The sequence below is a fragment of the Synechococcus sp. R6-5 genome, assembly GCF_047461775.1.
Classification (GTDB): domain Bacteria; phylum Cyanobacteriota; class Cyanobacteriia; order Thermostichales; family Thermostichaceae; genus Thermostichus.
Genome location: NZ_JANSHV010000202.1, coordinates 1 through 6914 on the forward strand (window position 1 = coordinate 1; position 6914 = coordinate 6914).

Annotated in this window: 5 protein-coding genes; 4 read left to right on the forward strand and 1 reads right to left on the reverse strand. The window is 62.4% G+C overall.

Going from position 1 to position 6914, the window contains the following annotated elements; genetic code table 11:
- Window positions 1-289: 289 nt before the first annotated feature.
- The 4 genes from NW818_RS10725 (at window position 290) to NW818_RS10740 (ending at window position 5117) form a co-directional block, all read left to right on the forward strand.
- On the forward strand, window positions 290-1654 hold the full coding sequence (locus NW818_RS10725) for a hypothetical protein (protein ID WP_414342953.1): 1365 nt from the start codon (window positions 290-292) through the stop codon (window positions 1652-1654).
- Between the two features lie 8 nt (window positions 1655-1662).
- Window positions 1663-4101 (forward strand): primosomal protein N', encoded by a 2439-nt coding sequence (gene priA, locus NW818_RS10730; RefSeq protein ID WP_414424546.1) that lies wholly within the window; start codon window positions 1663-1665, stop codon window positions 4099-4101.
- A gap of 99 nt (window positions 4102-4200) precedes the next feature.
- Window positions 4201-4572: a YtxH domain-containing protein gene (locus NW818_RS10735; RefSeq protein ID WP_011433806.1), complete on the forward strand. Its 372-nt coding sequence runs from the start codon at window positions 4201-4203 to the stop codon at window positions 4570-4572.
- On the forward strand, window positions 4569-5117 hold the full coding sequence (locus NW818_RS10740; protein ID WP_011433807.1) for a hypothetical protein: 549 nt from the start codon (window positions 4569-4571) through the stop codon (window positions 5115-5117). The genes NW818_RS10735 and NW818_RS10740 overlap by 4 nt, the downstream gene beginning before the upstream one ends.
- Here the strand turns inward: NW818_RS10740 and metG are convergent.
- Window positions 5114-6670 (reverse strand): methionine--tRNA ligase, encoded by a 1557-nt coding sequence (gene metG / locus NW818_RS10745; protein WP_414424547.1) that lies wholly within the window; start codon window positions 6668-6670, stop codon window positions 5114-5116. The genes NW818_RS10740 and metG overlap by 4 nt on opposite strands.
- Window positions 6671-6914 lie beyond the last annotated feature (244 nt).

Below are 6914 nucleotides of genomic sequence, written 5' to 3' on the forward strand. Positions count from 1 at the left end.
CAGTGTTCAGCGTAAATGTATCAGCACGCCCAAGCAAGGGGAGACCTCTTCCGGTCGGGATCGGGCCTCGCGGCCGAAAAAAAGTAAGCCAAGCCCTTCTGCCCAGTCCGGGGATTTGGGAACCTCAGAAGCAAGAGCGCGGCCAAAACAGGCCGATAGCACTCCGCGCCGTGCGGAGCAGCAGGAGATTTTACAAGATCACCCTTCTGGCTTGAACCCGCCCAAAAATCTCTCTATACTGCAGGGAACTTTATCATTTGCTCCCGCTTCTTCATCTCTCCTTCAATCTATGCGTGCTCCCTCTTCAGGTGACTCGGATCCCATCCTTTCAGAGACTCATGCGGGCTGTTCAGCATCCGAACCGGATCCCAGCACGGAGCGCCATTTGGCCCTGAGGCAGCAACAGCCCTTGGAGAGCCGTCTGCTCAAAGCCGAAGCCGAGCTCCAAGAGCGGCGAGTTCTTCAGGAACAACTGCAGGCTTTGCACCAGAAGGTGGCCGAACAAGAGAAGGCGCTGCAGGAGCGGGAGCATCTCTTGCAACAGTTGCAGCAGACTTTGGCGGCTCAGAAAGTCCAGATCTCGGATCAGGAAGCTCAGCTTGCTGCTCGGCAACGCTTAAATGAACGGCAGCGGCAGGATATCGAGGCCCTGCAGGAGCAGATTGAGCAGCTACGCTTGGCCCACGCTCAGGAGCGCCGTCAATGGGAACAGCGCCAGCAGGAGCTGCAGGCCTCTCTGCTGGAAGCCCAGGATGTGGCGGAAAAGCGGGTGGAAATGCTGCAACGCTTTAAGGCAGAGCTTTCTCTGGCCCGCACTCAAATTGCCGAAACTCAGGCGGAGCTGAGCAGCCTGCGGGCTTTGTACAGCGACCAACAGGCAGCCTGGCAGGAGCAACGGGAACACCTCGAGGCCCGTTTGGCGGGCTATGCCGAGACGGAAGCCGAGGCCGAGCAGCGCTGGCGGGAACAACGGCAAGAGCTAGAAGCAGCCCTGGCCGAAGCCCAAGCTCAATTGGCGGCTTTGCAAGCTCAGCAGGAGCATCTGCGCCAGGGATCCCTGGCGCAGCAACAGCTTCAACAGCAGTGGCAGGCCCAGGCCGAAGCGCTGCAAGTGGCCCTCTCTCAAGCCCAGGCGGAAGTTACCCGTTGGCAGCAAGAGCACCGCCATCTGCAGGAACAGTACGCCCAAGCCCAGCAGCATCTCTCCGCCATGGAGCGGCAGTTGCAGGCTGCCTTGGAGCAGTTGGCCGCCCAACCCGACTGGCAGCCACAGTTGCGCTCTGCGCAGGCAACCATTCTCCATCTGCAAGAAGAAATTGCAACCTTGTCCACGCAACTGGAGAAGCAAGCAGAGCAGATCAAAGCCCTGCAAGGGGAGCGTGCTGCCCTGTGGGAAGAAAACCGCTCTCTCCGAGAAAAATACGAGCAGCAGCAGATGCATGTGCTGAGCTTGAAGGCGGCTTTGGAACGCAAAGGCTTGGATGTCCCACCTCGGGCCGATACCTCCAGCGCCCTCACGCGAACAGAGTCCCTTGGCCAGGCTCTGTCTCCAACCCCTGCTGCCAAGCCCACAATTCAGCCCCTGGCCCAACCTCTACCGTCTCGGGCAAGCAAGCGGGCGGTCGATCTGCCGAGGTTTCTGCCCCGTCCGTGAGGGATCCCGTGTTGCAGCCTGTTCCTCCCCGCTGGCTGGAAGTGTGGGTGGATCATCCCCATTTGGGGGGTTGCTTTACCTATCGTGTGCCAGAGGGATCCGCGCCAGAAGCGGGCGACCTGCTCAGCGTACCCTTTGGTCAGCAAATGGCGGGGGCAGTGGCCTTGGGTTGGCGCTCCGAGCTGCCGGCAGGGGTGGATCCGCAGTCGGTGCGGGAGATCGAGGCGGTGGTGGCCAAAGGGATTCTGCCCAAAGAATTCTGGCCCCTGCTGCAGCGGGTGGCCGACTATTACCTCACCCCTCTGGCCCAGGTGGTGCGCACGGTATTGCCCCCCGGCTTGCTCAGCCGTTCTCAGCGGCGTGTCCGCTTGCTCAGGCTCCCTGCCGAAGGGGAGGAATGTTCGCCGGCTGCCCAAACCCTGCTGCAGCTGCTTCAGGCCAAAGGGGGGGAGCTGTCTTGGCGCTATGTGCAACAGCAGGTGCCCACTGCCGCCCTCGCCCTGCGGGAACTGCAGCGACGGGGTTGGGTGGAGAGCTTTTGGCAGGAGCAACAGGGGGGCAGGGTGAAAACCCAGCTGGCCGCCAGTCTGGCCGACGACTCCCCAGAGGGGCTGAGCCTCCCTCAGCAGAAGGCGCTGCAGATCCTCAAGCAGAAGGGGGGAGAGCTGCTGCTCGCCGAGTGGGAGCGCCTGGCAGGAGTGAGCCGAGCGGTTCTGCAGGGGTTGGCCCGCAAAGGCCGTGTCCACCTCTACGAGCGCCCACTGCTGCGGCTGGGAGATGCCAGCCTGCCGGGGTGGCGGGATCCGCCCAGGCCCTTGACGGCCGCCCAGGCCCAGGCGGTAGAGGCGATCCGGCAAGCTTTGGGCCGGTTCCAGCGGTTTTTACTGCACGGGGTCACCGGTTCTGGGAAAACGGAAGTGTACCTGCAGGTGATCGCCCAGGTGCTGCAGCAAGGACGGTCGGCGCTGGTGCTGGTGCCCGAGATCGGCCTTACCCCGCAACTGATGGATCGGTTTCGGGCGCGGCTGGGATCCCAGGTGTGGGCCTACCACAGCGGCCTCTCGGAAGGCGAGCGCTACGACACCTGGCGGCAGATGCTGTCCTCCACCCCCCAAGTGGTGATCGGCACCCGCTCGGCGGTGTTTGCCCCCTTGTCCAAGCTGGGCCTGATCGTCTTGGACGAAGAGCACGACGACAGCTTCAAGCAGGATCAGCCCCAGCCCTGCTACCACGCCCGTCAGGTGGCCGAGTGGCGGGCCGAGCTGGCCGGTTGTCCCCTGGTCCTGGGCAGTGCAACCCCAGCGGTGGAAACCTATGCCGCCCATCTGCAGGATCCGCAGCGGTGGATCCGGCTGGGCCTGCCGCAGCGCATCCCCCAAGCTGGGATCCCGGCCACCCTGCCCCAACTGGAGCTGGTGGACATGCGCCAGGAGCTCCAAGCCGGCAACCGCAGCATCCTCAGCCGCCGTCTACACCAGGCCCTGCAGCAGACGCTGGACAGAGGGGAACAGGCCATTCTCTTTGTCCCCCGCCGCGGCCACAGCACCTTCGTCTTGTGCCGTAGCTGCGGGTTTGTCCTCACCTGCGAGCACTGTGATGTTTCTCTCACCTTTCACCTGGCCCATCTTGGCGGACAAGAACTGCGCTGCCACTACTGCGGCGCCCGCCAACCCCATCCGCAGCGCTGCCCCGCCTGTGGATCCCCCTACCTGAAGCACTTCGGCACCGGCACCCAAAAAGTGGTGGAAGTGCTGCACCAGCATTGGCCCCAGCTCTCGATTTTGCGCTACGACAGCGACGCCACCCGCCGCAAGGGATCCCATCGCGATTTGCTGGAGCAGTTTCGCAGCGGCAAGGCCCAGGTGCTGGTGGGCACGCAAATGCTCACCAAAGGGCTGGACATACCCCAGGTAACCTTGGTGGGCGTGATGGCCGCCGATGGGCTGTTGCACCAAGCCGACTATCGCGCCGGCGAGCGCAGCTTTCAACTGCTCACCCAGGTGGCAGGGCGCTCGGGCCGGGGATCCCTGCCAGGACAGGCGATTATCCAGACCTATCTGCCGGAGCACCCGATTTTGAGGGCGGTACTGGCCCAAGATTACGAGGGCTTCTTGCGGGCAGAACTGCAACAACGGCAAGAGGGGGGCTATCCTCCCCATCGAGCCTTGATTTTGATCCGCTTGAGCAGCACCTGCCTGGAAGCCCTGGAGCGCTACTGCCATCGGGTGGCCGAACGCCTACAGGGGATCCCGGCAGAGGTGTTGGGGCCGGGGCCAGCTCAGGTGGAGCGGGTTGCCGGACGCTACCGCTGGCAGATCCTGTTGAAGCAGCTTCCCGACCAAGGTTGGGATCGCCCGAAGCTGGCTGCGCAGATCCAGGCCGCAATTGGCCATCCCCCCCAAGGGATCCGCGTCAGCCTGGATGTGGATCCCCTGCGGATTCTCTAGGAACAGTTGACCCGGCGCGCGGCAAGCCCGCCGATCCCGCGAGATCTTAAGGTAGTCTGGTTTCGGGGCCACCCGTATCCAACTCAACTCTGGCAAAGCATGGCTGAAAACCGGACTGGCGCGTTTATTGGTGGGCTGTTGCTGGGAACTGCTGTGGGCACCGCCATTGGCCTGCTCTTGGCTCCCCGCAGCGGACGGGAGACGCGGCGACTGCTGAAGAAATCGGCAGAGGCCCTGCCAGAGGTGGCAGAAGATGTGACCAGCAGTCTGCAATATCAATCGGAAAAGTTGTTCGACGCTGCCCAACGCAGTTTGGATGAGGCTCTGCTGCGGCTGCAGCAGGCAGTGGCGGTGGGCAAAGAAGCCATGTTGCAGAAGCGAAGGGAGCTGCTCCAAGCCCAGAACTCGCGTCCCTTTGGCGGGGAAGAAGCTGACCTAGAAGCTCGGGATGGGGAGGAGGCGGCGGGATGAACGACCCGGTATTTTGGCTCGGCCTCTCGGTAGGCCTGGTAGCAGTGGGCATTTTGGCAGTGATCCTGACCCTACTACCTGCCGTCATTCAACTGGGTCGAGCTGCCCAGAGCGTGGAGCGCTTTTTCGACACGCTGCTGCGGGAATTGCCGCCCACGCTGGAGGCCCTGCGCCTGACCAGCCTGGAAGTGAGCGAGATTGCCGACAGCCTCGACGAAGGGGTGAAAGGGGCTGGGCAAGTGGTGAAGCAGGTCAACCGCTCCATCGAAGGAGCACGCACCCAAGCCCAGGGCGCCCAAGTCAATATCCGCAGCTTTTGGGCAGGGGTACGGGCAGCCTGGCAGACGCTGTCCGGCGAAGTGCCCCCCACCACTGGCGCGATTCACAACCCGCGGCTGCGCCCATCCGACCCATCCAACCGTTCTTTCTCCGCTGCTTCATCAACACTTCCCCTGGGAGGTGACCGCCCTTTTGCCGGCGGAGCCACACCAGAGGGATCCCAAGCCGCTGCCCAATCTTCCCGACCGGACATCGCCAATCCCTAGGCGTTCCTCAGGATCTTCTGAAAGACAGGCGTAGGAGGCTGGGGCTCTTGCCCGGGGGGAAGCTGGCCCCAAGTCGCATCGGGATCCCAGCGCAGTTGCGTGATGTCGGTGAGGGAGAACCCCAGTTGCTGCAGGATCTTGAGGCTGAGAGCGGGAATGAGGGGGGAGAGCAGGACTGCCACCCAGCGCACGCTTTCCAAAACGGCGTAGAGAATCTGGGCCACCCGTTCGTTTTGCCCTTGCTTGTGCAGCGTCCAAGGAGCCTGCTCATCAAGGTATTTGTTGCTGGCCTGGGCTAAGCTGAGGGCTTTGCGGGCAGCAGAGCTGGGATCCAGCCGCTCGTAGGCGTCGGCCACTGCCGGGGCAAGGCGCTCGGCCAGGGTTTTGAGGGGGTGATCTGCAGGGATCCCGACGGCGGGAATGCGGTAGTCCGGTTGATATTTCTTGAGCATGGTGAGGGTGCGGTTGAGCAGATTGCCCAGATCGTTGGCCAGATCGGCGTTGAGCACGTCAACGAAGCGGCCCTCGCTGAAATCGCCATCCTTGCCCAGCTCGATTTCCGTCAGGAAGTAGTAGCGCACGGCATCGGCGCCGTATTGCTGCACCAGCTCAAAGGGATCCACTGTGTTCCCCAGGCTTTTGCTCATCTTGAGGCCATCCTTGGTGAGAAAGCCGTGGCCAAAGATTTGTTTGGGCAGAGGCAGACCGGCCGACATGAGCATAGCCGGCCAGTAGATGGCATGAAAGCGGACGATGTCCTTGCCCACCAGGTGCACATCCGCAGGCCAGTAGCGGCGTAGGGCATTTGCCAAGGTGGGCTCGTCGTCAGGATCCAGAGCGGCACTGATGTAGTTGATCAGAGCGTCAAACCAGACGTAGAGGGTTTGGCCGGGATCCGCCGGAAAAGGGATCCCCCAGGAGACACTAGGGCGAGAGATGGAAAAGTCCCGCAGGCCCTGCTTGACAAAGTTAATCACCTCATTGCGGCGGCTTTCTGGTTGGATAAACTCCGGCTGCTCGGCATAGAGGGCTTCCAGCTTTTCCTGGTAGCGGGAGAGGCGAAAAAAGTAGTTTTCTTCATCTTTCCACTCCACTTTCTTGGTGGGGTGCAGAGGGCAAAACCCACCTTCTAGCAGCTCCGCCTCGTCTTTAAACTCTTCGCAGGCAACGCAGTACCACCCCTGCTGCCGCCCAACGAAAATATCCCCCTGATCCCAAACCCGCTGAAAAAACTCCCGCACAATGGCTTTGTGGCGGGGATCCGTGGTGCGGATAAAGCGGTCGTAGCGGATGTCTAGCAACTGCCAAAGCTGGGCAAACTGAGCCGCAATCTCGTCACAGTGCTGCTGAGGGGGAATGCCGCGCTCTTCGGCGGTGCGCTGGATCTTCTGGCCGTGCTCGTCAGTTCCCGTCACCATCAGCACATCCTTGCCCCGCAGGCGGTGGTAACGGGCGATGGCATCCGCCACTAGGGTGGTGTAGGCGCTGCCAATATGGGGGGCAGCGTTGACGTAGTAGATGGGGGTGGTGATGACAAAGGTGGAATCCGGCATGAGCATCCGCAAGGCTTTCTCCCATGATAGAGGTTGCCGGAAAGTCCAAAAGGCCAAGCCAGAGCGTGGGTGGGGAGAGGCTCATTCGATGAAACTTCAGGTTAACCTTCCGGGGTGGAGCGGTGTGGCGTTGGGAGCAGGGATCCTGGGCGCCGGAGCGGCTCTGGCCCAACCCTCGACGGCGCCCCTGCCGGAAACCCGGATCCCCTGTGAGATTTTCATCGCGGGGGGCGGGCTGGGGGGG